This is a genomic window from Streptomyces thermospinosisporus, from assembly GCF_039526425.1.
In the GTDB taxonomy this organism is placed as follows: domain Bacteria; phylum Actinomycetota; class Actinomycetes; order Streptomycetales; family Streptomycetaceae; genus Streptomyces; species Streptomyces thermocarboxydovorans.
The window spans coordinates 43,088-67,302 of sequence record NZ_BAAAIZ010000078.1 but is presented as its reverse complement, the minus strand read 5'-3'; the positions used below and the strand labels follow the sequence as shown (position 1 = coordinate 67,302).

Annotated in this window: 23 protein-coding genes, 1 tRNA gene and 1 pseudogene; 15 read left to right on the top strand and 10 right to left on the bottom strand. The window is 68.4% G+C overall.

What is annotated here, in order from left to right; translation table 11 throughout:
• Nucleotides 1–155 precede the first annotated feature (155 nt).
• From ABD207_RS24160 to ABD207_RS24140, 5 genes are all read left to right on the top strand, one after another.
• Nucleotides 156–845: an ArsR/SmtB family transcription factor gene (locus ABD207_RS24160; protein ID WP_344015209.1), complete on the top strand. Its 690-nt coding sequence runs from the start codon at nt 156–158 to the stop codon at nt 843–845.
• A 185-nt stretch (nt 846–1,030) separates the two neighbouring features.
• The gene (locus ABD207_RS24155) at nt 1,031–1,366 is read left to right on the top strand and encodes a hypothetical protein (RefSeq protein WP_344015208.1); all 336 of its coding nucleotides are present in this window, start codon (nt 1,031–1,033) and stop codon (nt 1,364–1,366) included.
• The gene (locus tag ABD207_RS24150; protein WP_344015207.1) at nt 1,363–2,058 is read left to right on the top strand and encodes a MerR family transcriptional regulator; all 696 of its coding nucleotides are present in this window, start codon (nt 1,363–1,365) and stop codon (nt 2,056–2,058) included. Before ABD207_RS24155 ends, ABD207_RS24150 begins: the two co-directional genes overlap by 4 nt.
• Before the next feature lie 45 nt (nt 2,059–2,103).
• Nucleotides 2,104–2,439: a YnfA family protein gene (locus ABD207_RS24145; RefSeq protein ID WP_344015206.1), complete on the top strand. Its 336-nt coding sequence runs from the start codon at nt 2,104–2,106 to the stop codon at nt 2,437–2,439.
• A gap of 921 nt (nt 2,440–3,360) precedes the next feature.
• On the top strand, nt 3,361–3,810 hold the full coding sequence (locus ABD207_RS24140; RefSeq protein WP_344015205.1) for a hypothetical protein: 450 nt from the start codon (nt 3,361–3,363) through the stop codon (nt 3,808–3,810).
• A 261-nt stretch (nt 3,811–4,071) separates the two neighbouring features.
• Here ABD207_RS24140 and ABD207_RS24135 read toward each other — a convergent pair whose 3' ends face one another.
• Nucleotides 4,072–4,368: a helix-turn-helix domain-containing protein gene (locus ABD207_RS24135; RefSeq protein ID WP_344015204.1), complete on the bottom strand. Its 297-nt coding sequence runs from the start codon at nt 4,366–4,368 to the stop codon at nt 4,072–4,074.
• Nucleotides 4,369–4,458: 90 nt separating this feature from the next.
• Here ABD207_RS24135 and ABD207_RS24130 point away from each other — a divergent pair, with 90 nt between their 5' ends.
• Together ABD207_RS24130 and ABD207_RS24125 are read left to right on the top strand one after the other, a co-directional pair.
• Nucleotides 4,459–5,403 carry a hypothetical protein gene (locus ABD207_RS24130; protein ID WP_344015203.1) on the top strand — a complete coding sequence of 315 codons (945 nt, stop codon included), beginning with the start codon at nt 4,459–4,461 and terminating at the stop codon, nt 5,401–5,403.
• Nucleotides 5,404–5,444: 41 nt separating this feature from the next.
• Complete coding sequence (locus tag ABD207_RS24125) at nt 5,445–7,199, top strand: hypothetical protein (RefSeq protein ID WP_344015202.1); 1,755 nt, start codon at nt 5,445–5,447, stop codon at nt 7,197–7,199.
• A 184-nt stretch (nt 7,200–7,383) separates the two neighbouring features.
• Here the strand turns inward: ABD207_RS24125 and ABD207_RS24120 are convergent.
• Nucleotides 7,384–7,470: transfer RNA gene (locus tag ABD207_RS24120), tRNA-Leu, on the bottom strand.
• Nucleotides 7,471–8,200: 730 nt separating this feature from the next.
• On the opposite strand from ABD207_RS24120, the gene ABD207_RS24115 reads away from it, so the two are divergent.
• The 6 genes from ABD207_RS24115 (at nt 8,201) to pknB (ending at nt 16,376) form a co-directional block, all read left to right on the top strand.
• On the top strand, nt 8,201–9,052 hold the full coding sequence (locus tag ABD207_RS24115) for an FHA domain-containing protein (RefSeq protein WP_343999413.1): 852 nt from the start codon (nt 8,201–8,203) through the stop codon (nt 9,050–9,052).
• Between the two features lie 10 nt (nt 9,053–9,062).
• On the top strand, nt 9,063–9,569 hold the full coding sequence (locus tag ABD207_RS24110) for an FHA domain-containing protein FhaB/FipA (protein ID WP_167995022.1): 507 nt from the start codon (nt 9,063–9,065) through the stop codon (nt 9,567–9,569).
• A 132-nt stretch (nt 9,570–9,701) separates the two neighbouring features.
• Nucleotides 9,702–11,240, top strand: a complete 1,539-nt coding sequence (locus tag ABD207_RS24105) for a Stp1/IreP family PP2C-type Ser/Thr phosphatase (RefSeq protein WP_344015201.1) — start codon at nt 9,702–9,704, stop codon at nt 11,238–11,240.
• 27 nt (nt 11,241–11,267) lie between these two features.
• Nucleotides 11,268–12,716, top strand: a complete 1,449-nt coding sequence (locus tag ABD207_RS24100; RefSeq protein ID WP_344015200.1) for an FtsW/RodA/SpoVE family cell cycle protein — start codon at nt 11,268–11,270, stop codon at nt 12,714–12,716.
• Entirely contained in the window at nt 12,713–14,191 is a 1,479-nt protein-coding gene (locus tag ABD207_RS24095; protein ID WP_344015199.1) for a peptidoglycan D,D-transpeptidase FtsI family protein, read from the top strand. The genes ABD207_RS24100 and ABD207_RS24095 overlap by 4 nt, the downstream gene beginning before the upstream one ends.
• A gap of 169 nt (nt 14,192–14,360) precedes the next feature.
• Nucleotides 14,361–16,376, top strand: a complete 2,016-nt coding sequence (pknB, locus tag ABD207_RS24090) for a Stk1 family PASTA domain-containing Ser/Thr kinase (protein WP_344015197.1) — start codon at nt 14,361–14,363, stop codon at nt 16,374–16,376.
• Nucleotides 16,377–16,537: 161 nt separating this feature from the next.
• Here pknB and ABD207_RS24085 read toward each other — a convergent pair whose 3' ends face one another.
• From ABD207_RS24085 to ABD207_RS24060, 6 genes and pseudogenes are all read right to left on the bottom strand, one after another.
• Nucleotides 16,538–17,293, bottom strand: coding sequence for a class E sortase (locus ABD207_RS24085; protein ID WP_344015196.1), 756 nt, complete (start codon nt 17,291–17,293; stop codon nt 16,538–16,540).
• 13 nt (nt 17,294–17,306) lie between these two features.
• Nucleotides 17,307–18,493, bottom strand: a pseudogene (locus tag ABD207_RS24080) (class E sortase).
• Entirely contained in the window at nt 18,490–19,128 is a 639-nt protein-coding gene (locus tag ABD207_RS24075) for an aminodeoxychorismate/anthranilate synthase component II (RefSeq protein WP_344015195.1), read from the bottom strand. Before ABD207_RS24075 ends, ABD207_RS24080 begins: the two are co-directional and overlap by 4 nt.
• Complete coding sequence (locus tag ABD207_RS24070; RefSeq protein WP_206317402.1) at nt 19,125–19,286, bottom strand: hypothetical protein; 162 nt, start codon at nt 19,284–19,286, stop codon at nt 19,125–19,127. Before ABD207_RS24070 ends, ABD207_RS24075 begins: the two co-directional genes overlap by 4 nt.
• Before the next feature lie 52 nt (nt 19,287–19,338).
• Nucleotides 19,339–20,019, bottom strand: a complete 681-nt coding sequence (locus tag ABD207_RS24065) for a class E sortase (protein ID WP_344015194.1) — start codon at nt 20,017–20,019, stop codon at nt 19,339–19,341.
• Between the two features lie 22 nt (nt 20,020–20,041).
• The gene (locus ABD207_RS24060; protein WP_343999433.1) at nt 20,042–20,821 is read right to left on the bottom strand and encodes a DUF881 domain-containing protein; all 780 of its coding nucleotides are present in this window, start codon (nt 20,819–20,821) and stop codon (nt 20,042–20,044) included.
• Between the two features lie 139 nt (nt 20,822–20,960).
• Here ABD207_RS24060 and crgA point away from each other — a divergent pair, with 139 nt between their 5' ends.
• Nucleotides 20,961–21,215: a cell division protein CrgA gene (crgA, locus tag ABD207_RS24055; protein ID WP_167995042.1), complete on the top strand. Its 255-nt coding sequence runs from the start codon at nt 20,961–20,963 to the stop codon at nt 21,213–21,215.
• 243 nt (nt 21,216–21,458) lie between these two features.
• Here the strand turns inward: crgA and ABD207_RS24050 are convergent, their stop codons facing one another.
• Both ABD207_RS24050 and ABD207_RS24045 read right to left on the bottom strand, forming a co-directional pair.
• The gene (locus ABD207_RS24050) at nt 21,459–22,331 is read right to left on the bottom strand and encodes a rhomboid family intramembrane serine protease (protein WP_344015193.1); all 873 of its coding nucleotides are present in this window, start codon (nt 22,329–22,331) and stop codon (nt 21,459–21,461) included.
• Between the two features lie 106 nt (nt 22,332–22,437).
• The gene (locus tag ABD207_RS24045; RefSeq protein WP_343999439.1) at nt 22,438–22,965 is read right to left on the bottom strand and encodes a peptidylprolyl isomerase; all 528 of its coding nucleotides are present in this window, start codon (nt 22,963–22,965) and stop codon (nt 22,438–22,440) included.
• A 350-nt stretch (nt 22,966–23,315) separates the two neighbouring features.
• Between ABD207_RS24045 and ABD207_RS24040 the strand changes: the two genes are divergently transcribed.
• Nucleotides 23,316–24,017: a DUF5324 family protein gene (locus ABD207_RS24040; protein ID WP_344015191.1), complete on the top strand. Its 702-nt coding sequence runs from the start codon at nt 23,316–23,318 to the stop codon at nt 24,015–24,017.
• Nucleotides 24,018–24,215 lie beyond the last annotated feature (198 nt).

Below are 24,215 nucleotides of genomic sequence, written 5' to 3'. Positions count from 1 at the left end.
CGATCTTCACTGTGGACACCGGCCGCCGACCAGCGTGAGCACGGAAAGATGCCCACACACCAAGCCCATGACCTGCAACTTCACGATGCACACCGCTCACTGATGTCGACCGCGCGGTCGAAGCGCTCACCAAGGCGACCCATTGAAGGAAAGCCATGACCGGCCCAGCCGAAAGAGAAGCCCTCTACGACGCCCTCGCCTACGTGGGCAAAGCCCTGTCGAACGGCAAACGCCTGGAGCTGCTCGCCCAGGGCGAACGCAGTGTCGAGGCCCTCGCCCAGGCCGCGGACATCCGTTTCACCAGCGTCTCCGCCCACCTACAGGTCCTCAAGCAAGCGGGCGTCGTCACCACTCGGCGTGAGGGCGCACGCTCTCACTCCGGACTCGCAGGCGACGACGTCGCCACGCTGTTCGAGTTGCTGCAGCAGGTTGCGCGAGGACATCTGGCCGAGGCCGAGCACGCTCGGGCCGCCTGTCTGGGCCCCGCGGACACGGTCCCGCTCACCCGTCAGCAGCTACTCGACCGGATGGACAGCACGAACATTCACATACTCGACGTACGCCCGATACAGGAGTACACCGCCGGCCACATCCCCGGAGCCCGGTCCCTGCCGCTGGACGAACTCGAACGACGCATCGACGAGCTGCTCCAAGGCACGGAGCTCATCGCCTATGGCCGCAGCGCCAACTGCGGCCTGGCCCACGACGCGGTCTGCTTGCTCACCACCCACGGTCACCATGCGCTGAGACTGGCCGACGGCTTCCTCGAGTGGCGGGTCGCCCGCCTCCCGATCGAGTCTGGCACCAACCGAGCCGCCCATCCAGCACGAGAGGCCGACTGCTGAGGCTCCATCGGGCCATGAGTCGACCGCTCCCTGCGGGCAGCGCAACGTGGAGCGGACCGGTGGCAGGTCGGGGGTACGCGCGGCGCTGATCCGTGGACGGAAGGGCTTGCAACCGGTACCCAGGTACAGGTTTACCGTCGGAGGTATTCCCACCAACGGGGACGTGACGACGGGGAGTGAACGCCATGACTGGTCTTGCATGGGTGCCGCAGTCCTGCACCCTGCCCACCGAGGAGCGGCCCCTGCGGGTCGCCGAGTGGGATGCACTGTTCTCCGAGCGGCTCACCTCGCTGTCCCGGGCGGAGCCACTCCACCTGCGCCTTGACCTGGCAGGCGGAGAGGGCGTGCTGGAGCGCCTCCGTGATCTGGTGGAGCGGGAGAGCGGGTGCTGCTCGTTCTTCACCTTCACCACGACGGCCGGCCAGGACCTGATCCGGCTGGACATCTCGGTGGACCAGGCGCACGAGGCGGTCCTGGACGTCTTGGCCGCACGGACCGCTGCCGCACAGGAGCAGCGATGAGCGCGGGCCTGCGCAGCGGGCAGGTCGCCGAGGCGGCCGGGGTGAACATCCAGACGCTGCGCTACTACGAGCGGCGTGGCCTGCTGGCCGAGCCGGAACGCAGTCCCGGCGGTCACCGGCTCTACGACGAGGACGCGGTGACCGCACTGCGGGTGATCAAGGTTGCCCAGCGGCTCGGTTTCACGCTGGAAGAGGTCGCCGAGCTCCTGGAGACCGGCCGCCACCGGCACGGCCGCCCCGTTCCGAGGCTCCAGGACCGCGCGGCGGCCAAGCTTGTCGAGGTCGACACGAAGATCGCCGACCTCACCACCATCCGCACCGCCCTGGCCGCCGCTGTGGAGGCCGGCTGCGACGACCTGACGGTCTGCGCCTCCAGCGCCTGCTGCCCCATCCCTTTCACCGAACTCGCCGAGGAGAACCGTCATGCAGACCCTTGCTGCTGGCCCCCGCCCCCACCGTGCCCCGAAGGTGCTCGGGGGACTGTCTGCGCTGGCCTGTGTGGCGTGCTGTGCGCTGCCCGTCCTGATCACCGCGGGTGTCCTGGGGGCGGTCGTGGGCTGGCTGCCCGCCCTCACCGTCCTCCTGGCCATGCTCGCCGCCGGAACCTGGTGGCTGGGCCAGCGCCGCCGCTCCTGTTCCTGCCCGCCGAAGACCGCAGGGGAAGGCGGGTGCGGTTGCAAGGCATACGCTGAGCCGCTGAAGATCAGCGGCACGGGCCGCCAGTAGGGCCAACCGGTATGACTGTCGCCCGTTCCGTTGTCCTGTTCGTCGTCGCCGCTCTCTTCGAGATCGGCGGCGCCTGGCTGGTGTGGCAGGGTATCCGCGAGCACAAGGGATGGATCTGGATCGGCGCCGGTGTCATAGCCCTCGGCCTCTACGGTGTGGTGGCGACCTGGCAGCACGACGACAACTTCGGGCGGATCCTGGCCGCGTACGGTGGGATCTTCGTGGCTGGGTCGATCGCCTGGGGCATGGTCGCCGACGGTTACCGGCCCGACCGCTACGACGTCATCGGCGTCCTGGTGTGCCTCGCCGGCATGGCCGTGATCATGTACGCCCCGCGCAGCCACTGACCTACTCCTCGTCCACCGCCGCATCAAAAGCAGGGGCCGCAGGCCGCCGGGGAGCTCCGGGAGCGTGGATGGGTAGCGGCCGAGTCTGTTGCCCGGTTCTTCATCTGGGCCTCGAATCCGTCCGCCTGCATCTGCGTGACGGCAGCGTTCATATAGCAGGCGTTGAAGAATGCCGCCGTCGTGCAGCTGCATACTGCCTTGGTCCCTTCCGGCGTTACCAGCGGTGGGGCCCAAACCATGGAGTGCGCGAGACAGCGGTGGTGACACCTGCTGGCCTACTCGGCTCCATGTACTCCCTTATGCCCTATGCGCAGGCTCCCGTCAGGTAGCTGACCCACATACCCGCCCTCGGGTTGTCGTCTCGCGCGGCGAGCGTGCGCGGGACAACCGGCGATTGGGCGAGGGGACATGTGCGTGCGCACATGAGCTGTCACGTCCTACCTCTGAGATGCGGCTCCGAACGGCACTCAAGCCTCAGGACGCGCATGGACAGCCGAGCAGACTCATCAATCCGTCACATGGCATCGAGCTCAGCGCCTCTTACCTGTCCGCCTTACCCGAGAGGACAGCGAGGCCCCGGGCTCAGGCAAGCACCCATCCCCTCCAGGTAGGCGTGGACACGGACAAAGACATGGGCGCACGCATACCCACTTACCCAAAGAAGACAATTTGAGGCACCAATCGAAGTGGACCAGGAAAGTAGGCGAGATAATCAGCCAGCCGCAACCAGACAGGGAACAAAAGGAAAGCCCATGCGAGAGAAACGTTCCGCCACGGGAGTAACCGCCACAGGGGAAATTTGCAGCCTTTTCGAGCACACTCGAACTTGACCGACAAAGGTAATTGATCATGTCGCCAGTTCGAGTGAAATACCCCTTGCGCAGAGGGCTGCCGATGCCCTGTCATAGATACGGTTCACCAATGATTGAGGACCTTCCATGGGAAGAGTTTGCCGGTGACCCGGACACGTACATCGAAAAGCTTGAGGAGAAGGAGGACGGCCTACAGAAGGACCTCTACAAAGTGCGGCAGGAGCTCCGCCTAATGCGCCAGCTGAAGAAGCACAAGGACACCGCGGAGGAGTGGAGGCGCAACGGCATCCCGGATCAACGGCAGCCGATGGAGGACGAGGACAGCGACATGGCGGCGCCCAACGCTCAAGGTCAGACCCGCAAGGACCGCATCCGCGAGATCATGCGCCAGGACGCGCAGCGTCTCTGGAAGGCGGGCTCCATGGCGGAGGCCCTGGGTGTGCCCACAAAGTCGAAGAGCGTTCGCGTGACCATGGACGAGCTCGTACGGTCCGGAGAGCTCGTGAAGCACCCGGGTTCGAATTACCAGTACGCAGCCGGCATCCGGCAATCTTCGTAGAACAGACTCGAACACCCACTCTCTCTGCACGTAAAAGGAAGGCCGCCACCTGGAATTTCTTCCGCGGTGGCGGCCTACGGCGACGAACCTCCCGAGAACCTTCCACAGTGCCGGATCAGTTCGTGCCACGCTGTATTTTACGGACGGCCCTGCGCCGCCGGTAGCGCGTTGCGAAATATGGTCCTGCCCTTCGCTCGAAGGGATGACCGCTTCGTGTTCAGCCTCGAACAGTCCTTCCTGCGGCCTCAATGGCCTCCGACGTCACACTTCCCGCCCCGGCCACAGGTCCACTTCCAGCGCCTTTTCCAGATTGGCGATGGTGAGCAGGTCGGGCCAGGCCTCACCGGCCAGCGCCTTGGCGATGGTGTAACGAGCGACCCCGCTACGCCGGGACACCTCGGCCACGGACCAGCCCTTCCTGTCGATCGCCGCATCGAGCCTGGCGGCCAGCGCCTGGGCGACACGCGCCCCGTGATGCTCCTCCATGACAGCCTCAGGCCACGTGCCGCCGACGCAGTACGCGCGCGGCGGCAGTCGGCGGGCATCTCCTTGGGGCATGAGATGAAGTCTGACCCATCCGGTCCTCCGCGGTCGCGCGAGACTGCTGCCACAGATAGATGTCATTCGAATCGCACCCCTCCTGCCGGGGTGCTGGTGTGGCGGCATGTGATGAGTCAGCGGATTGATGCCTATCGCCCGGCCGGCTCCCCCGCGGGGTGGAGCCGCGTCGGCGATGAGGTGCGCCGCGTCGTCCGGCTCGCCGACCCGCTCCTGCCCTACAAGGCGCGTGAACTGCTCACCGCGCTCACGCAGTTAGCGCTCTTCTGCGACGGCGAGGGGCTGCCCGCCAAGGCCGAAGTGTGGCTCTCCCGGGAGGCGATCGAGCGGTTCATCGCGGTCGGCTGTCCCCAGGTGGGCGAGAGCACCCGCGGCAACTACCGCACCAGGCTCCTTCGCCTGCGCGAAATCGTCCTGGGCAGCGAGTGCCGGACCGGGAAGCCCGCCAAGCTGTCGGCCTCCGTCGCGAACAGCCCGTGCAGCAGGACCGAACTCGCGGATCTGTGGGGCTGGGCCAGTGGTCAGCCCACCGAGGAGCTTCGCTGGGGCTGCAAGACCCTCATGGCACTCGGGCTCGGCGTCGGCCTCGACTCACCTGAGGTCATCCCGCTCCGCGTCCACGACGTCCGCAGAACCTCCGGCGGCAAGGGTCCAGTTGTCGTCGCCACTCGCGGAACCCGGAAACGAGAGATCCTCTGCCGCCGCCCCTGGGAGAACGTCCTGGCAGCAGCTGCCGACCGCATCGACACCACAGGCACCGCCCGGTACCTGTTCCGCCCCAACTGCGGCAGCCGCGGCACCAACACCGTCACGAACTTCCTGGCACGCACCCAGCCGAGCCCCAACGTGCCCCGCCTGGTGATGGGGCGCCTCAGATCCACCTGGCTTGCCGAACTCTTCGAAGAACGACTGCCCATCACCGTCATCGTGGCGGCAGCCGGCGTGGACACCCTCCACGGTCTCTCTCGCATCCTCCCCCACCTGCGCTCCGTCTCCGCCGACGAAGCCGCCCGCTTGCTGCGAGGCGGCCCATGACGACCTCCCCCAGACTTCCCAGTGACCGCCACGAACGCCTGATGGACATGCGCGCACAGCGCAGCTACATCGACGACAACGCCGTCGAAGCAGCTATTGAGGAGGTGGACAGCAGCGGACTCGTTGCGCTGCTCGAGGAGTTCGTTCACCTCCCGCGGGGCCGACGCCGCACCCTGCATCTCAGAAGCCTCCTCGTCGGCCTCTACCTCTGCACTCGGGACACCGGCGGAAAGATCGTCCTGGAGCGGGTCACCGACATCCTGTACTTCCGCATCTCCCCGCGGCTACGCGAGCTGCTGGACATCCCCGAGTACACCGACGACGACCAGGGTTTCGAAGCGGCCTACGCGGTCGTCCGCCGTCTCTTTCACGCGATGAAAGATGCGATGAACCCGTCCCCGCTGCCGCCCAACAAGCACCTGTCGCGCAGCGAGGCCCACGGCCTGGCTGCGGCGGCTGACATCGACGACCTGGCGGAGCGCGAGCGGCGCCTGGCCCTGTTCACCGAGTTCGTCCTGGACGCCTCCGTACGCCCTCTCCACAGCCTGCTGACGGAGCTGGCGGAAGTCTCCCTGGGCATCGACGCCACCCCCGTGCGGACGTTCTCCCGCGGCCGCCGCACGAACGGGCCGGAGCTCGCCACAGACCCGGACGCCGGCTGGTACGTACGGGAAGGCGACCACAGGGACCCCGACGCGCCGGTCGCCGATTCCATGCGCCCGTCTCAGCCGCCCGCCAAGAAGGGCAAGCCCAACACCTCCCAGGGCACGAAGAAGACCTCGCTCAGGAAGAAGTACCTCTTCGGCTACGACGCCCACCTCATCGTGACCCGCGACGCCGACCACGACGCCGTACTCCTCGACGACGGCACCCCCAACCCCGAAGTCCTCCCGGCTCTCGTCCTCGGCGTCTGTCTCGACAAGCCCGGTCATCGCCCCGCGTACAACGGCCTGAAGATCCTCAACCGACTCCGGGAGCGTGGATACAAACCCGGCTTCCTCGCCGGAGACCGCGCTTACAACAACTCCGAGCCCGAGGAGTGGCAGCTCCCCGTCCGGGCCATGGGCTACAAGCCCGTCTACGACTACCGCGCCGACCAGCTCGGCAAGCAGGCCGGAACGCACGGCGCGATCCTCGTCGAGGGCCGCTGGTACTGCCCCTCCATGCCCGAGCCCCTCATCAACGCCACCATCGACCTGCACGCCGACCGCATCGACCGGGAGACGTGGATCAAGCTGATCGCCGCTCGCCGCGGCTACCGCCTCATGCCGAAGGAGAACGCCGACGCCGACGGCTACCAGCGGATGATGTGCCCTGCCGAGGCAGGCAAGGCCCAGTGCCCCATCAAGCCCTACAGCATGGGTCGCGGCATCCACCTGCCCCTCATCGACCCCGAGCCCAGCCCCACCGGCCCGCTCAAGGTCTGCCGCCAGCGCACGATCACCGTCAGCCCCGAAGCCGGCGCGAAACAGTGGCAAGCCCTGGACTACGGCAGCCCGGAATGGCAGAAGGTCTACTTCCGGCTCCGCAACAGCGTCGAGGGCTACAACGGCTACGCCAAGAACCCCCTCGCCGAGGGCATCGAATCCGCAGGCTCCCGCCGCATCCGCGGCATCGCGGCACAAACGATCCTGCTCGCCTTCCAGCTGGCCCACGCCAACCGCCGCAAGATCAAGAAGTGGCTGGACACCCTGTCGCTCGGCGGCGAGCGCCCCCGCCGACGCACCCATCACAGACGGCCGAAAAAGGGGCCGAGAACCTGGACACCGACCGGCCACCTGGTGCCAGCCGCATAGATCAACCCGGCTCCGGCTCTGCAGCACAACAACCACAGGCCCCACCCGTGAGATAGCTCACGCGTCGGGGCCTGTCGTGCGGCCTGACCAGGCTGTGTGATGCCTCACAGCGATCATGAAACCGAGAAACGGGCCCCTGCCGTGACTTCCGTCACCTGCAGAGACCCGTTTCGTCGGTTTCTCCTGGTGCGCGAGGGGGGAGTTGAACCCCCACGCCCTTGCGGGCACTGGAACCTGAATCCAGCGCGTCTGCCTATTCCGCCACCCGCGCATCTGGGTGTGTGTCCTCGGGCTCCGGCCTGTGCGGTCGGCGCCTTCCGACACCGAGAACATTAGCACGCTGGCCGGGGTGGATTCACATCCCTTTCCCCCGGCCCCCGCGGCCCCCGCCTCTGAGCAGCGTCGCTGCCCACGGGCCCGGGGGGTGCCCGCCGGGGTGCGCCCCGTCCCGCCCGCCGATGCGCCCCCCGGCTCACCGCCGCCGGAAACACCAAGACACCGGGAACACCGCAGGAGGCGCCGGGGCGCCAGGCCGCCGGCATACCGCCCCGCCCACGCCCCGCTGCCGGGCGCCCCGCCCATGCCCACGCTGCCCGGCACCCGCCAGCGCACCCTGCCGCAGCGAGAGCCGAGCCACCCCGCCCCCATGTCGCAGCAAGAGCTGTTTCTCGTATCAACCTCGTACCGGTACCCCCGGGTCCCCCCAGGAGCGGACGGAGTCCTCAGCCGGGTGCGGGACACTGGTTTGCGTCCACCTCTACGATCCATGGCAGGACGACGCCCGCGAAGCGGCCCGCAGGAGTTCGAATGAGAGCCCGGCAGGGAACTTCGTCAGGCGTCTCCACCGGTCGGCCCGGGCGGACAGGGGGAACCAGCCGATCGACCGGCGCGTGGATACGATCAGTAAGCGGTACCAAGCAGTACCGGGTGAGCGGTGCACAGCGGTGCACGGCGCGCACACGGGGCAGTAGACAGGACGGCAGCGACGGAGGAGGTGCCCCATGGGAGTCCTGAAGAAGTTCGAGCAGCGTCTCGAAGGTCTGGTCAACGGCACCTTCGCCAAGGTGTTCAAGTCCGAGGTGCAGCCCGTGGAGATCGCGGGCGCGCTTCAGCGCGAGTGCGACAACAACGCGACCATCTGGAACCGCGACCGCACCGTCGTCCCCAATGACTTCATCGTCGAGCTGAGCACCCCCGACTACGAGCGGCTCAGCCCCTACTCGGGCCAGCTCGGCGACGAGCTCGCCGGCATGGTCCGCGACTACGCCAAGCAGCAGCGCTACACCTTCATGGGCCCCATCAAGGTGCACCTGGAGAAGGCGGACGACCTCGACACCGGCCTGTACCGGGTGCGCAGCCGCACGCTCGCCGCGTCCACCAGCCAGGCCGCCCCGGGAGCCGGTGCCCCCGGCGGCTACGGCTACCCGCCCGCCGGACCCGCGGCCGCCCCCGGCGCCCCCCTGGGAGCTCCGCCCATGCCGCCCTCGCCGCCCCCTGGCGGCCGGCCGGGCGGTTACGGCTACCCGCAGCCCGCGGCTCCCGGACGGCCCCCTGCCGCACCGCCCACCGGGCGCACCCGCTACTGGATCGAGATCAACGGCACCCGCCACCAGATCTCCCGCGCGTCCCTCGTGCTGGGCCGCAGCACCGACGCCGACGTGCGGATCGACGACCCCGGCGTGAGCCGCCGGCACTGCGAGATCCGTACCGGTATGCCCTCGACGATCACGGATCTCGGCTCCACCAACGGGATCGTGGTGGACGGACAGCACACCACCCGCGCTACGCTCCGCGACGGCTCGCGGATCGTCGTGGGCAGCACCACCGTTATCTATAGGCAAGCCGAAGGGTGAAGCGGGGGCAATGTCAGAGCTGACCCTCACGGTCATGCGGCTGGGATTCCTGGCCGTACTGTGGCTGTTCGTGATCGTGGCCGTGCAGGTCATCCGGAGCGACCTGTTCGGTACGCGGGTCACCCAGCGCGGCGCGCGCCGGGATGGCCGTGCCCAGCAGGCGGCGCGTCAGGCGCCGCCGCAGCAGCGCCAGCAGTCCGGCGGCGGCCGCCGCGGCCGGAACGCCCCCACCAAGCTGGTCGTGACCGAGGGCACGCTCACCGGCACCACCGTGGCGCTCCAGGGGCAGACCATCACCCTGGGCCGCGCGCACGACAGCACCATCGTGCTGGACGACGACTACGCCTCCAGCCGCCATGCCAGGATCTACCCGGACCGCGACGGCCAGTGGATCGTCGAGGACCTGGGCTCCACGAACGGCACCTATCTGGACCGGACCCGGCTGACGACCCCCACACCGATTCCGCTGGGCGCGCCGATCCGCATCGGCAAGACCGTCATCGAGCTGCGGAAGTAGTACGAGAATGAGCGAGCGGAGCGAGCACGCAGTGGTGGGCCCCACCCCGGGCCCCGGCGCGCTCCCGACCGGAGGGTGGGCAGTGTGGCTCGACACGACCGGGTGTACCCGGAGCCGACAGGCGAGGTGCGCATGAGTCTCTCCCTGCGTTTCGCCGCCGGATCACACAAGGGCATGATCCGGGAGGGCAACGAGGACTCCGGTTACGCCGGTCCCCGGCTGCTCGCGATCGCCGACGGCATGGGTGGCGCGGCGGCCGGTGAGGTCGCCTCCTCGGAGGCCATCTCCACCATCGTCTCCCTCGACGACGACGTCCCCGGCTCCGACCTGCTCACCTCCCTGGGCAGCGCCGTCCAGCGGGCCAACGACCAGCTGCGCATGATGGTCGAGGAGGACCCGCAGCTGGAGGGCATGGGCACCACGCTCACGGCCCTGCTGTGGACCGGGCAGCGGCTCGGCATGGTGCACGTCGGCGACTCCCGCGCCTATCTGCTGCGCGACGGCGTCCTGACCCAGATCACCCAGGACCACACGTGGGTGCAGCGGCTGGTCGACGAGGGCCGCATCACCGAGGAGGAGGCGACCACGCACCCGCAGCGGTCGCTGCTCATGCGGGCCCTCGGCAGCGGCGAGCACGTCGAGCCCGACCTGTCCATCCGCGAGGTCCGGGCCGGCGACCGGTACCTGATCTGCTCCGACGGCCTGTCCAGCGTCGTCTCCCACCAGACCCTGGAAGACACCCTGGCCAGCTACCAGGGCCCCCAGGAGACCGTGCAGAACCTGATCGAGCTGGCGCTGCGCGGCGGCGGGCCCGACAACATCACGGTGATCGTGGCCGACGTCCTCGACCTGGACACCGGGGACACCCTGGCCGGGCAGCTGTCCGACACCCCGGTCGTGGTGGGCGCCGTCGCCGAGAACCAGCACCAGCTGCACCACGACGGGATCATGCAGACCCCGGCCGGCCGCGCCGCCGGCCTCGGCCGCCACCGCGGCCAGGGCGGCGGGGGCGAGTTCGGCCCGCCCGGCAGCGGCGACGTCACGGGCTACATCCCCACCGACGGCTTCGGCTACTCCGACGAGGACTTCGTCAAGCCCAAGAAGCGCACATGGCTCAAACGCTCCCTGTACGGCCTGCTGGCGCTCGCCGTCCTCGGCGGCGGGGCCTACGGCGGCTGGCGGTGGACGCAGACGCAGTACTACGTCGGCGTCAACGGCGAGCACGTCGCCCTGTACCGGGGCATCAGCCAGGACCTGGCCTGGGTGTCGCTGTCCGAGGTGGTCAAGGACCACCCCGAGATCGAACTCAAGTACTTGCCGCCCTACCAGCAGAAACTGGTGGAGGCGACGATCGCCGAGGGCGACCTGAAGGGCGCCCAGGCGAAGATCGAGGAACTGTCCGTGCAGGCCTCCGCGTGCAAGAAGCAGGCCGAGCGGCGCGCCGCCGAGAGCGAGAACAACGCGAAGACCGGTGAGGGCGAGGCAGGAGGCACCACGGGAACCGCTCCCGCCTCCTTCGCGTCCAAAGCCTCGCCGACGCCGAACCCCTCCGGTTCGACGAAGGCTCCGCAGAAGTCCACGCCCCCGTCCACGACCGCACCCACTCCCAGCCCCGGCCCCAACCTCTCGGAGGAAGAGCAGAAGGTCGTCTCGCTGTGCGGTAAGCAGTAGGCAAGCCGTGAGAGGCCCTGTCACACGATGAGCAGTACTTCCAACCCGTCGACCCACCACACGTCCACCATCGGCGCGATCGGCGCCCCGAGCCGCCGCAACACCGAGCTGGCCCTGCTGGTCTTCGCCGTCGTCATCCCGGTCTTCGCCTACGCCAACGTCGGCCTGGCCCTCGACGGCTCCGTCCCGCCCGGCCTGCTGGCCTACGGGCTGGGGCTCGGGCTGCTGGCCGGGGTGGGGCACGTGGCGGTGCGGAAGCTCGCGCCGTACGCGGACCCGCTGCTGCTGCCGCTGGCGACGCTGCTCAACGGCATCGGCCTGGTCATCATCTGGCGGCTGGACCAGTCCGAGCGGCTTCAGGCGAGCCGCACGTTCGTGGAGGCGGCCCCGCGGCAGCTGCTGTACTCGGCGATGGGCCTCGCCCTGCTGGTGGGCGTGCTGGCCTTCCTGAAGGACCACCGCGTCCTGCAGCGCTACACCTACATCTCCATGGCCGGGGCGCTGTTCCTGCTGATCCTGCCGCTGGTGCCGGGGCTCGGCGCGAACATCTACGGCGCCAAGATCTGGATCAAGATCCCGGGTCTCGGCACCCTCCAGCCCGGTGAGTTCGCCAAGATCGTCCTCGCGGTGTTCTTCGCCGGCTACCTCATGGTGAAGCGGGACGCCCTGGCGCTGGCCAGCCGCCGCTTCATGGGCCTGTACCTGCCGCGCGGGCGCGACCTCGGCCCGATCCTCGTCGTCTGGGCGCTGTCGATCCTCATCCTGGTCTTCGAGACCGACCTCGGTACGTCCCTGCTGTTCTTCGGGATGTTCGTCATCATGCTGTACGTCGCCACCGAGCGGACCAGCTGGATCGTCTTCGGTCTGCTGATGTCCGCGGCCGGCGCCGTCGGCGTGGCGAGCTTCGAGCCGCACATCCAGACCCGTGTGCAGGCCTGGCTCGACCCGATGCGCGAGTACGAGCTCTCCCGCGCAGCCGTCCAGGACGGCATCATCCACTCCGAGCAGGCCGCTCAGGCCCTGTGGGCCTTCGGCTCCGGAGGCACCCTCGGCACCGGCCTCGGGCAGGGCAACTCCGACCTCATCGGCTTCGCCGCCAACTCCGACTTCATCCTCGCCACCTTCGGCGAGGAGCTGGGCCTGGCCGGCGTCATGGCGATCCTGCTGCTGTACGCCTTGATCATCGAGCGCGGTGTCCGCACCTCGCTCGCCGCCCGCGACCCGTTCGGCAAGCTGCTCGCCGTCGGCCTGTCCGGCGCCTTCGCGCTCCAGGTCTTCGTGGTGGCCGGCGGTGTGATGGGTCTCATCCCGCTGACCGGTATGACGCTGCCGTTCGTGGCCTACGGCGGTTCTTCGGTGATCGCCAACTGGGCGCTGATCGGCATCCTGCTGCGGATCAGCGACACCGCCCGCCGCCCGGCCCCCGCTCCCGCCGCCAACCCCGACGCCGAGATGACTCAGGTGGTCCGACCGTGAACAAGCCCCTGCGCCGGATCGCGATCTTCTGCGGCCTTCTGATGCTCGCCCTGCTCATCCGCGACAACTGGCTGCAGTACGCCCAGGCGGACAAGCTGAGGACCGACGACCGCAACCGCCGCGTCGCCATAGAGCGCTACGCCTCCCCGCGCGGCGACATCATCGTCGGCGGTGAGGCCATCACCGGCTCCAAGGAGACCTCCGGCAGCGACTACAAGTACAAGCGCACCTACAAGGACGGCCCGATGTGGGCGCCGGTCACCGGGTACGCCTCCCAGGCCTTCGGCGCCACCCAGCTGGAGAGCATCGAGGACGGCATCCTCACCGGCAACGACGACCGGCTGTTCTTCCGCAACACGCTCGACATGCTGACCGGCAAGAAGAAGCAGGGCGGCAATGTCGTCACCACCCTCAACGCCGCCGCACAGAAGGCCGCCTACAACGGCCTGAAGAGCCAGGGCGGCAAGGGCGCGGTGGTCGCCCTGGAGCCGTCCACCGGCAAGATCCTGGCGCTGGCGTCCTTCCCGTCGTACGACCCGTCGTCGTTCGCCGGGAACTCCACCACCACGGACACCAAGGCCTGGCAGAAGCTGCAGAAGAAGAACAACCCCGACGACCCGATGCTGAACCGGGCGCTGCGCGAGGTCTACCCGCCCGGCTCCACGTTCAAGGTCGTCACCGCCGCCGCGGCGCTGGAGAACGGCCTCTACACCGACCCGGAGGAGCCGACCAGGACTCCACTGCCGTGGGTCATGCCGGGCACCACGACCGAGCTGAAGAACGAGGGCAACATCCCCTGCAAGAACGCCTCGCTGCGCGACGCGCTGAAGGTGTCCTGCAACACCGTCTTCGGCAAGATCGGCTCCGATCTCGGCAACGACAAGATGCTGGAGATGGCCAAGAAGTTCGGCTTCACCGAGGAGCAGTTCACGCCGGTCCGCGCCACCGCGTCGGTGTTCTCGGACGACATGAACAAGTCGCAGACCGCCCTGTCCTCCATCGGCCAGTTCAACACCGCCGCGACCCCGCTGCAGATGGCCATGGTGGCCTCCGCTGTCGCCAACGACGGCGTGCTGATGAAGCCGTACATGGTCGACATGCTCCAGGCCCGCGACGTCGAGCCGATCGAACGGACCGACCCGGAGGAGTACAGCCGCCCGCTGTCCGCGGACAACGCGCAGAAGCTCCAGTCGATGATGGAGACCGTCGTCAAGGACGGCACCGGCCGCAGGGCGCAGATCCCCGGCGTCACCGTCGGCGGCAAGACCGGTACCGCCCAGCACGGTGAGAACAACAGCAAGAACCCGTACGCCTGGTTCATCTCCTACGCCAAGACCTCGGACGGCGAGTCCCCCGTGGCCGTCGCCGTGGTGATCGAGGACGACGAAGCCGTGCGTGACGACATCTCCGGTGGCGGCCTGGCCGCGCCGATCGCCAGGGACGTGATGGAGGCGGTCATCAAGGGCAAGCAGTGACTCCGGTCACGTCTGCTTCACATCGATGCACGTTGCGGTACCGGTCCTGTATCGGGTGACGCACTTGGCCAGGTCACACAAAGCGAGCCGGGTACGGTAGGCCCGGACGGCAGCCTCCGGTGGCACGGGTGTGCCACCAGGGACCGACGGAGAGGGCTGGTAGGTAGCTATGGAAGAGCCGCGTCGCCTCGGCGGCCGGTACGAACTGGGCCAGGTGCTCGGTCGCGGCGGCATGGCGGAGGTCTACCTCGCGCATGACACCCGCCTCGGCCGCACCGTGGCGGTGAAGACGCTGCGCGCGGACCTCGCACGCGACCCGTCCTTCCAGGCCCGGTTCCGCCGGGAGGCCCAGTCGGCCGCCTCGCTCAACCATCCCGCGATCGTCGCGGTCTACGACACGGGCGAGGACTACATCGACGGGGTGTCCATCCCGTACATCGTCATGGAGTACGTGGACGGCTCCACCCTGCGTGAGCTTCTGCACAGTGGCCGCAAGCTGCTGCCCGAGCGGGCCATGGAGATGACCATCGGCATCCTCCAGGGCCTGGAGTACGCCCACCGCAACGGCATCGTCCACCGCGACATCAAGCCGGCCAACGTCATGCTGACGCGCAACGGCCAGGTCAAGGTGATGGACTTCGGCATCGCCCGCGCCATGGGCGACTCCGGCATGACCATGACCCAGACCGCCGCGGTGATCGGCACGGCCCAGTACCTCTCCCCGGAGCAGGCCAAGGGCGAGCAGGTCGACGCGCGCAGCGACCTGTACTCCACGGGCTGCCTGCTGTACGAGCTGCTCACCGTCCGGCCGCCGTTCGTCGGCGACTCCCCGGTGGCGGTGGCCTATCAGCACGTCCGTGAGGAGCCGCAGGCGCCCAGCGTCTTCGATCCCGAGATCACGCCCGAGATGGACGCGATCGTGCTGAAGGCGCTGGTCAAGGACCCGGACTACCGCTACCAGTCGGCCGACGAGATGCGTGCCGACATCGAGGCCTGCCTCGACGGCCAGCCGGTCGCGGCCACCGCCGCGCTGGGCGCCGTCGGCTACGGCGGCTACAACAGCGACCAGCCGACCACGGCGCTGCGCTCGGACTCCGGCACCGGGGCGCCGACGTCGATGCTGCCGCCCCTGAACCCGGACGACGGCGGCTACGGCTTCGACGAGCGGCCCGACCGCCGCCGCCAGAACCAGAAGAAGTCCAACACCTCGACGATATTGCTGGTGGCGGCCGGTGTCCTGGTGCTCATCGGGGCGATCCTGGTCGGCCGGTCGCTGTTCAGCGGCGGCGGGGTGAGCAACGACACGGTCAGCGTGCCGAACTTCGTCGGCGAGACGAAGTCGACCGCCAAGCGGCTGGCGGAGAACGGCAATCTGAAGCTGGAGTTCACCTCCAAGCCGTGTGAGCAGCAGAGCAAGGGCAAGATCTGCGACCAGGACCCGAACGCCGGGGCGAAGGTCAAGAAGGACTCCGTCGTCAACCTCACCGTGTCGACCGGCGCGCCGAAGGTGACCGTGCCCAGCGTCGTGGGCCTGGACATCGACGAGGCGACGGAGAAGCTGGAGGCCGACAAGTACTCCTTCGAGGTCAAGACGGAGACCCGCGAGTCCCCGGAGGAGGCGGGCACCGTCCTGGAGCAGGACCCGACCACGGGCACCGAGGTCGAGAAGGGCTCCACCATCACGCTGACCATCGCCAAGGCCGAGGCGAAGTCCACGGTCCCGGACGTCATCGGCAAGACCTGTGACGAGGCGAAGGCCCAGATGACGGACAACGACCTCGTGGGCAACTGCGTCGACGAGGAGACCGACGACCCGAACCAGGTCGGCAAGGTGATCCGCACCACGCCGGAGGCCGGCTCCTCGGTCGACAAGAACTCCGCGGTGCAGATCGTCGTCGGCAAGGCCAAGCAGCAGAACGAGCAGGTCGCCGTCCCGAACGTCAACGGGCAGACCCTCAAGGACGCCCAGAAGATGCTCCAGGACGCGGGTCTGGCCGTCGGCAACATCGCCGGCTCGCAGGACCCCAACTCCCGCGTCTTCGGCTCCAACCCGCCCCAGGGTGCCCAGGTCCAGAAGGGCACGGCGGTGAGCCTGTTCACCACCGACCAGGGCGGCGGAGGCAACGGCGGCCCCGGCGGTCCGGGCGGCCTCTTCGGCGGAGCCACCGGCAACAAGGAAGACTGACCGCGGGCGGACTGCCCCCGGTTCGGACTGGCCCGCAACGGCAGACGGCAGGGGCCCCGGCTCCCTCCTCGGAGGGGACCGGCGCCCTTGCCGTTCCTGCTGGTGCGGTTCCCTGTGGCCTACTCTGCCGTTTCCTGTGGCCTACTGCCGTTCGCTGCGGCCTACTGCAGTTCCTTCGGCGGTGTCCGCTGGTCGTCCACCTTCTCCGTGCGGACGAGTTCCCCCCAGACCACGTAGCGGTACTTGCTCGTGTAGAGGGGGGTGCAGGTGGTCAGCGTGATGTAGTGGCCGGCCTTGGTCTTTCCGGAGCCCTTGGGGACCTTGGCGAGGACGTCGACGTTGAACTTCGAGGTCTCCGGGAGGATGTTGAAGACCTTGTAGACGTACCACTTGTCCTTCGTCTCGAAGACGATCGGGTCGCCGTTCTCGATCTTGTGGATGTTGTGGAACCTGGCCCCGTGACCGTCCCGGTGCGCGGCCAGCGAGAAGTTGCCCTTCTTGCCGGAGGTGGGCAGCGTCGCCTTCACCGGGTCCGTGTAGTAGCCGGCCACGCCGTCGTTGAGGACCTTCATCGAGGTGCCCTTCTCGACGAGGATCTCGTCCCCGCTCATCGCGGGCACGTGCAGGAAGCCGATGCCGTCCTTGCTGTCGTAGGAGACCGGGCCCCCGCCGTCGGACTGCTGGGCCCACTGATCGCGGACCTTGTCGGCCTGCTTGTCGGCCTCCCGGTCGGCCAGCACGTTCGTCCACCACAGCGAGTAGACGACGAACAGGCCGAGCAGCACGCCCGCCGTGATCAGTAGCTCCCCGAAGAAGCTGATCGCCATCGCGACCGGCCCCATACGTCGGCGTCCCCTGCGCGGGGCGCGTCCACGCGTGCCGATGTGCTCTTCGGTGTCGTCGGTGGTCGCTGCCACGTTCCCTCTGCCCTTAGTTGACGAGCGCATCCGGCTTGCCCTTGCTGCGCGGCCGTTCCTCGACCATCTTGCCCCAGACGATCAACCGGTACTTGCTGGTGAACTCCGGTGTGCAGGTGGTCAGTGTGATGTAGCGGCCGGGCTTGGTGAAACCCGACCCCTTCGGAATGGGGTCGAGGACGCTCACATTGCTCGGCGAGGTCACCGGCAGCATCGACGCCATCTTGTAGACGTAGAAGGTGTCCTGCGTCTCCACGACGATCGGATCGCCCGGCTCCAGCCGGTTGATGTACCGGAACGGCTCGCCGTGCGTGTTGCGGTGGCCGGCCAGCCCGAAGTTGCCGGTCCTGGCGTCCGGCATGGCCGTCTTCAGCGCGCCCTCGGCGTAGTGGCCCACCATGCCCCGGTCCAGCACCCGCTTGCTGCTGATGCCCTCGGCTATCGGCACCACCACGTCCAGCCGCGGGATGTGCAGCAGGGCGAAGCCCTGGCCGGGCTCGAACGCCCCCGGGTTGCGCTTGCCGCTCGCCCACTCGTTCTGCAGGTTGCTGGCCTCCTTGCCGGCCTGCGCCTGCGCCCGCACATTGGTCCACCACAGCTGGTAGGTGACGAACAGCAGCATCAGCACGCCGGTGGTGATGAACACCTCACCGATGGCCCGGCTCAGCATCACCGCCGGACTGGGCTTGCGGGCCCTGGCCCGCCGGCGTGCCTCCGTCCGGGACAGCGGAGCCTCGGGCTCCGAGGAAGCCGCGGCGCCCTCACCGGCCTTGTGCGAACCGCCACGGCGCCCGTGACGGCGTTTGGCGGCCTTCCTGCGGGCCGCGCGCCCCTCGTGCTCGGGCGACGGGGAGGACGAGCGGTCCGCGCGCCTCGGCCCGGGCGGCGGCTCGGGCACCCGCAGCGCGACCGTCTCGTCGTCCAGCAGCGGCTCATAGGCGTCCTGGCGCGGTTCGTAGTGGTCCTGGCGTGGCCCGTAGCCGGCCTGCCCCGGCTCGTAGGCGGCCTGCCCCGGTGGGTATGCGGACTGCCCCGGCCCACCGGCGGGGGCGTGGGTGCCCCAGGACTCCCCGCCCTGCTGCTGTGCGTATGGCTCCTGGCCGTACCACTCCCCGACCGCACCCGAGCNNCCCTGCCCTGGCCGCCGGCGCCGCCATACGCGTCGGCGCCGGACTCGCGCTCGGGGCGCAGTGCCGTCACGCCGTGGCCCTGCCCACCACCGGGGCGAGCCCCGCAGACCTCGCCACCGCGTCCTTGTCCCCGCACTCCACCAGCCAGTTGGCCAGCATCCGGTGCCCGTGCTCGGTCAGCACCGACTCGGGGTGGAACTGCACGCCCTCCACCGGGAGTTCACGGTGCCTCAGACCCATCACGATGCCGTCCGGGGTACGGGCGGTCACCTCCAGCTCCGCCGGAACCGTGGCCGGTTCGGCGGCCAGCGAGTGGTAGCGGGTCGCCGTGAACGGCGACGGCAGGCCCGCGAAGACGCCCTTGCCCTCGTGCTCCACCGGTGACGTCTTGCCGTGCAGCAGCTCCGGCGCGCGGTCCACCACACCGCCGTAGGCCACCTGCATCGACTGCATCCCCAGGCACACGCCGAAGACCGGTACGCCCGTCGACGCGCAGTGCCGGACCATGTCCACGCACACCCCGGCCTCCTCGGGCGTGCCGGGGCCCGGGGACAGCAGCACACCGTCGAAGCCGTCCTGCGCATGCGCGGTGGACACCTCGTCGTTGCGCAGCACCTCGCACTCAGCACCCAGCTGGTAGAGGTACTGGACCAGGTTGAAGACGAAGCTGTCGTAGTTGTCGACGACGAGAATCCGCGCGCTCACTGGTTGTCCACCGTCACATCGTTGAAGGGCAGCAGTGGCTCGGCCCAGGGGAAGACGTACTGGAAGAGGATGTAGACCACGGCGATGATCAGCACGAGCGAGATGAGGGCCTTGACCCACCCATTGCCCGGCAGATGCCGCCAGATCCAGCTGTACATGCCGTCCCTTCCGTCGTGCCACGGCACCTGACCCACGCCGTACGCCAACAGACTAACGGCGCAACGCCTCCGGTTTCCCGGCCTCCACAGGCTGTGTGGAGTCCAGATGTGCCCAGACGATCAGCCGATGGCTGTGCCCCCACTCGGGATCACAGGTCGTCAGCGTCAGATAGCGGCCCGGACGCGTGTACCCGGAAGTACGTGGCACAGGGTCGATCACCTCGATGTCCGTGGGCACAGTTTTGTACGGCCCTTTGTCGATCCGATACGTGAACCAGGTCGCTCCGTCGGTCAGCACCACCGCGTCACCGCGTCTGAGCTCGGGGAAGTCCTTGAAGGGGTCGCCGTAGGTGCGGCGGTGGCCGGCCACGGCGAAATTTCCTCGCTCGCCGAGGCGCGCGGTGTCCGCGTAGTGGCCGAGGCCCTTCTTGAGGGTGCCGGTGTCCGTCCCCTCCAGCACGGGCTTGTTCCACGTGAAACCGAAGCGCGGGATGTACATGATCGCGAAAGGCCGGCCGGCGGCATAGGGCCTCTGCTTGCGCGGGCTCGCGGGCGACCCGGGCAGGGGCCGGGCACGCTCCCGCTCCCACTGCGCGCGCAGCCGGTCGATCTGCTCGTCCATGACGCTGTCGGCCCGCACCCCGGTCCAGAACAGCACGTACACCACGAAGAGCACGATCACGGCGCCGACGGTGATGCACAGCTCGCTGACGGTCCTGACGATCACGCGCACCGGCGGCCCCCCGCCTCGCTGGCTACTCCACAGGCTTCGCGTAGTGCAGATCCACTGTGCCCGAGTAGCCGGGGAGAGTCACCGTCCCGTTGTCCTCGACTTTCCAGCCGAGGCCGTACACGTTGACGTACACCATGTAGTTCTGGATCGCCGGGGACGCCGCCAGGGCCTTCTTCAGCCGCTCCGGGTCACCGACCGCGGTGATCTTGTAGGGCGGGGAGTAGACCCGGCCCTGGAGGATCAGCGTGTTGCCCACGCAGCGCACCGCGCTGGTGGAGATCAGCCGCTGGTCCATGACCTTGATGCCCTTGGCGCCGCCCTGCCACAGCGCGTTCACCACGGCCTGGAGGTCCTGCTGGTGGATCACCAGGTAGTCGGGCTGCGGCTCGGGGTAGCCGGGCAGCTTGGCGGTGGCGTCCGGCGGGGCGTCGTTGAGCGTGACCGTGATCGCCTCACCGGTGAGCTTCTGGGTGCCGGCGCGCTTCTCCAGCTCGGCGAGCTTCTTCTGCTCCTGCTCGGTGCTGCCGTCGTCCCGCTCGGCCAGTGCCTCTATCTCCCGGCGCAGGGCGCCGTTGGACTCGTCCAGCCGGCCGTTCTCGCGGCTGCGCTCATGGATCAGGTCGGACAGCTTCAGCAGCGAGGCATCGGTGCGGATGTCCGTGCCCTTGGCCGTGTTGAAACTGGTGAAGAAGATGAGCCCGGCGAGGGCGAAGACGCCCACGGTGAGGACGCGCACGGGCCGGAAACGGCGCCTGCGGGCAGGGCTGGATTCCGTCCCCGGGAAGTCGGCAGAATTGCTCAACGTACCCTTATCTCCTTCGGCGCCACGGAAGCACTACGCTAACGGACGCCTGGGGGAGCGCTTAAGTCCCCTTGTACGCTGCCCCGAGCCCGATCAGAACCCTGCGCGGCCACGCAGCGCATCGACAGGAGAGACCCTCGTGCCGAAGTCACGTATCCGCAAGAAGGCCGACTACACGCCGCCCCCGGCGAAGCAGACGACTTCGATCAACCTGACCAACAGCGCCTGGGTCGCGCCGGTGATGCTCGCCCTGTTCCTCATCGGCCTGGCCTGGATCGTCGTTTTCTACGTCACCGACGGCTCGCTGCCCATCGATGCTCTGGGCAACTGGAACATCGTGGTGGGCTTCGGTTTCATCGCCGCCGGATTCGCCGTCTCGACGCAGTGGAAGTAGGCCCGGGCTCAGCTCTGCCCAGGGCTGTTCACTGAGTTATCCACAGGCTTTGTCCACATGGGGAAAAGAAAGACGATCTGTGGATAACTCGCGGGAGGTTGACGCCGGTATGACCGGCCGCCGGGTATCCGAAGACCTGTTCGCCCCCTGCCTGACCTGCGAAAACACGGGTCAGTGACAGGGGGCACAGATGTTCCCGCACCCTGTGCACAAGATCCGCCACTCGCTGTGGACAAAGCCCGCTCAGGTGAGCTGGGCCGTCCTCAGCAGTACCAGGACGACGATGGCGGCGAGCACCAGCGCACAGGTGCCGTACTGGACCAGCGAGCGCTTCTCGCGCGGGGCGTGCACCATCGCATAGCCCACCACCAGGCCGGCCACCAGACCCCCGATGTGGGCCTGCCAGGAGATGTTGGACCAGGTGAAGGTGAAGATCAGGTTGATCACCAGCAGGGCGACGATCGGCCGCATGTCCTGGTTGAGCCGCCGCATCAGGACCGCGGTGGCACCGAACAGACCGAAGACCGCCCCGGACGCGCCGAGCGTCGATGTGGTGGGCGTGCTCAGCAGATAGGCGAGGGCACTGCCGGCGAGACCGGAGATCAGGAAGAGCGCCAGATAGCGGGCCCGGCCGAGCACGGCCTCCAGCGGACCGCCGAGCCACCACAGGCTGAGCATGTTGAAGCCCACATGCAAGATCTGCTCATGGGTGAACACCGAGGTCAGCAGGCGGTACCACGCTCCGTCCGCGACACCCTCCAGCTGCGGCCAGCGGCCGATCAGCACCAGGTCGTTCAGCAGCGGGGTGCTGATCTGGACCGCGATGAACACGGCCAGATTGATGCCGATGAGGATCTTGGTGATCAGGTGGGGGTCGGCCGCGACCGTGCCACCTGCCAGCGTGCGGGGCATCGAGGCGGAGGGCGCGTGCCCGGTACCGGACCCACTGCGGACGCAGTCCGGGCAATGGAATCCCACCGAGGCGTTGACCATGCATTCCGGGCAGATCGGACGCTCACAGCGGGTGCAGCGGATGCCGGTCTCACGGTCCGGGTGCCGATAGCAGTGAGGGACGCTGTGGGCGTCCTGCTGGCTGCTCGCAGCCTGGTCGTCCATGACATCCCCTCGGTGGTGTGGAAAAGCCCCGCCCCGCCCATCCTTACGGATGAGCGGGGCGATTGGTTCCCTCCGGGGAGCTTTCACCCCCCGGAACGCCGGATTCTCAGCCCTCGGTGATCTCGATCGTCTCGATCACGACGTCCTTGACCGGACGGTCCGTGCGCGGGTTGGTCTGAGTGGAGGCGATGCTGTCGACGACCTTCTGGCCGGCGGCGTCCGTGACCTCGCCGAAGATGGTGTGCTTGCGGTTCAGCCAGGCCGTGGGGGCCACGGTGATGAAGAACTGCGAGCCGTTGGTGCCCGGGCCGGCGTTGGCCATGGCCAGCAGGTAGGGCTTGTCGAAGCGCAGGTCCGGGTGGAACTCGTCCTCGAACTGGTAGCCGGGGCCACCGGTGCCGTTGCCGAGCGGGTCACCGCCCTGGATCATGAAGCCGCTGATCACCCGGTGGAAGACCGTGCCGTCGTAGAGCTTGTCGGTGGTCTTGGCGCCGGTCTGCGGGTGGACCCACTCCCGCTCGCCCTTGGCGAGCTCGACGAAGTTCTTGACCGTCTTGGGCGCGTGGTCCGGGAAGAGCCGGACCTTGATGTCGCCGTGGTTGGTCTTGAGGGTGGCGTAGAGCTGCTCAGCCACGATGTGCCTTCCGTTGTCTTTCCGTGACACCCCGATCCTCGCACGGACCGGGCCCCTCGTCGCCCGGCCTCGGTGCACGGGCGGGCAACCGGGCCGAACGGGTTGCGGAAATCCGCACGAGTCGCTCCGTAGCGGGAGCGCCCGGCGGCGATCCGTGGCATTGTCGGCGACAAGCTCCCGTTGCCCAGGATTCACCCCCTATCGCACTCCATATCGCACCTGATCGCACTTGATCACGTTCGACCGGCACCCGTATGCCCGTCCACGCATGCCCCGCGGCCGTCCCGCAGGCATGATCCGTAAAAGGGTGGAAAGTCGAAATACCGTACGCCACCGAGGAGGAGGAACCCGTGACCCGCATCGACAGCGTGCGCGCCGCGACCGGTTCGGCGAAGGACAGCGTGCTGCACGCCGCGGAAGTGGTGGCGCCCTACGCCGACACGGCCAAGGTCAGGGCCGCGCACTACGCACACGAGGCACGCGTACGGCTCGCGCCCAAGGTGACGCAGGCCGCAGGGCAGGCCCGCGCACAGTACGGAGCACACGTCCAGCCGTATCTGGAGCAGGCCCGGGCGCATGTGCCGCCCAAGGTCGACCTGGCCGCCCAGGAAGCGGCCCTCCGGACGCGCAAGGCCGCGCGTCAGGCGGCGGAGTTCTCCAAGCCGAAGATCGAACAGGCGAGGGCCGCCGCCGGACCGGCCAAGGACGAGGCAGCGGCGCGCAGTGCTGCGGTGCTGGCCGCTCTCCGCGGCCAGGTCTCGGCCAAGCAGATCAACAAGCTCGTCCGCAAGCAGCAGCGGCGCGCCAAGGCCGGGAAGGCCGCCAGGGTGCTGCTGGTGCTGGGCGCCGTCGCGGGCGGGGCCTTCGCCGCCTGGAAGTGGTGGGACAAGCAGGCCAACCCCGACTGGCTGGTGGAGCCGCCGGCCCCGACGGACGTCCCGGAGGGCAGCACGCTCACCGCGGTGGACGGCAGCGGCCAGTCCACGCTGGACCCTGAGGTCCAGGCCAAGGAGGCCGAGGAGGAGGCCGCCAAGCGCGACGACCAGCCGTGAGAAGGAAGCACGGGCTGGGCAACGACGCGGCAGGAAGGGAGAGTTGACGCTCTCCCGGACGGCCGCGCCGTTTCACGTGAAACGATCTCCACGCGACGACAAAAGACCCCTCTCACCGCGTGCCCGCAGGTGGGAGGGGTTGTGGTTGTGGACTCTATGTGGACTCCATGTGGCATCTGACGCGGAAACGCCCTCCGG